The following is a 2,124-nucleotide window of genomic DNA, read 5'->3' as shown; positions in this document are numbered from 1 at the left end:
TGATCAGAGTCAAACGCGTGAACTGTGCTACGCGCATTCTGCCCATAGCGCGGATACCGGTTGCATCAGGCAATCACAGAGAGTTTCTTGGACAGCTTGGGAGACGATCATGGATTTCGAGTACAAGAAGTTTCGCATCGACGCTTCGTGCCTCGAAGAGGGCGGGCATTACTACGCGCGCGCAAAGATCTATCTTTATTCTCTGGCCGATGACGCCGGCGAGGTGAAGTGGTCAGGCGACATCGGCGACTTTGGATGCGATGCGGACGCGGTCGAGGCAGCGCAGCAATGGGCGATCCGATGGTGCGATGCGAATGAAAACAGCATTCCTTCGCCGGGCGCGGGTCTCGGGCCAGGCCACGCCTGACGAGGGGAAATCGATGCGCGTCGAGGGTAAATCGCGATCCGGCTATCTACAGGAGCTTCTAGCTCGTCTTAAAGCGCATCCGCTCGCTCAGGTCGGCCCCGGACTCATCATGGGTGTGGCGGACGACGATCCGAGCGGTATCGCCACCTATTCGCAGGCGGGCGCGCAATTCGGCCTCGGCATGTTATGGACGATGCCGCTCGCGTTCCCCTTGATGGCGGCTGTTCAGTCGATGTGCGGCAGTCTCGGGCGCGTGACCGGAAAGGGACTGGCAGCCAACATCAAGATCGCGTTTGCTCCGGCTGTGCTTTACGGCGTCGTCGCCTCGCTCCTGATCGCGAATACGTTGAACATCGCCGCCGACGTGGCCGCGATGGGTGAGGCCGCTGAACTGGTGACGGGCGTCGATCGCCACTCCATGACGGTGTTGTTCGTATTCGTGACACTGCTGCTGCAAGTCTTCTTGCCGTATCACCGTTATGTATTCGTTTTGAAATGGCTGACGCTCTCGCTGCTTGCCTACGCGGCGGTTCTCTTTACGGTGCACGTGCCATGGGGACAAGTGGCGCTACGCACCGTTTGGCCGCGCTTTAGGCTCGATGCGTCCGCGGCCGCCGTCGTGCTCGGCGTGTTCGGCACCACCATCAGCCCTTATCTATTCTTCTGGCAGGCCTCGGAAGAGGTTGAGGACATGCGCGCGAAGCGCGCCACGCTGCTCAGAAGCGACCCGGACAGCGCCGTCACCGAATTACGCCGGATTCGATGGGATACGTGGAGCGGGATGTTCTATTCGGATCTCACGGCATGGTTCGTCATCCTCGCAACGGCCGTGACGCTGCATGCGGCAGGCGTCACGGACATCGATACCGCTGCGAGGGCGGCCAGCGCTTTGCGCCCTCTCGCAGGCGACTTTGCGTATTTTCTGTTCGCGATCGGGATTCTCGCCGTGGGCTTGATCGGCGTGCCCGTCCTCGCCGGATCCGGCGCTTACGCACTCTCCGAAGCGATGGGCTGGCGGGAGGGATTGGAGCGCAAAGTGGCCGACGCCCGCGGGTTCTATTCCATCATTGCAGCGAGCGTGCTCATCGGGCTCGCGCTCCAGTACTCGCCGATCAGCCCTATGCGTGCTTTGTTCTGGAGCGCCGTCATCAACGGTCTGGTTGCGGTGCCGCTGATGATCGTGGTGATCGTCCTCGTTTCGAGCACCGCGGTCATGGGCCCTTATGTTGCGAGCAAGCCGGTGCGCTTTCTCGGCTGGATTGCCACCGCCGTTATGGGCGTATCGGCGCTTGCGATGTTCCTTCTGTAACGACGGTCCGATGCGATCGACGGCGATCAATCGAGCCAACGTGCTCAATCATGTCGTTCGTCAAGAATGCCGGTCTTTCGCGCGGACAGTTTCGATCCGAAGATCGCGGTTCGCTACGACAGCGCCTCTCTGCGACCTGGTTTCGACGGCGGTTTCCCAACAGCCTCAACAACAAAAGGAAAACGTTGAGAAAGTCCAGATACAGGGCGAGTGCGCCCATGATCGCTTTCTTCCCTGCAATAACGTCATCTTCGCCGGCGCTATAGATAGCCTTGATTCGTTGCGTATCGTATGCAGTCAGGCAAGTGAATACAACAACGCCGATCACGGATACAACGAGCTGCAGTGCCGTGGAAGCGAGGAAAAGGTTCGCTAGTACCGCTATCACGATGCCGATGAGGCCCATGAATAGAAATGAATCGAAACGCGAGAGATAGGATCGCGTCGT

3 protein-coding genes are annotated in these 2,124 nt (G+C 59.5%); 2 read left to right on the top strand and 1 reads right to left on the bottom strand.

What is annotated here, in order from left to right:
• Window positions 1-367, top strand: a 367-nt coding sequence (locus tag P7F28_RS06495; RefSeq protein ID WP_306805812.1) for a hypothetical protein, incomplete at its 5' end; no start/stop codon positions are given.
• A 13-nt stretch (window positions 368-380) separates the two neighbouring features.
• Window positions 381-1,676 carry an NRAMP family divalent metal transporter gene (locus tag P7F28_RS06490; protein WP_277183675.1) on the top strand — a complete coding sequence of 432 codons (1,296 nt, stop codon included), beginning with the start codon at window positions 381-383 and terminating at the stop codon, window positions 1,674-1,676.
• On the opposite strand, the gene P7F28_RS06485 is transcribed toward P7F28_RS06490, so the two are convergent.
• Window positions 1,639-2,124, bottom strand: a 486-nt coding sequence (locus P7F28_RS06485; RefSeq protein WP_277183669.1) for a Bax inhibitor-1 family protein, incomplete at its 5' end; no start/stop codon positions are given. The genes P7F28_RS06490 and P7F28_RS06485 overlap by 38 nt on opposite strands.

Source organism: Caballeronia sp. BR00000012568055 (genome assembly GCF_029439455.1).
GTDB lineage: Bacteria > Pseudomonadota > Gammaproteobacteria > Burkholderiales > Burkholderiaceae > Caballeronia.
This window is presented reverse-complemented; position numbering and strand designations above follow the sequence as displayed.

Coding starts and splice junctions, on each gene's coding strand:
- P7F28_RS06490 (WP_277183675.1), top strand. CDS start 381: ATGCGCGTCGAGGGTAAATCGCGATCCGGCTATCTACAGGAGCTTCTA.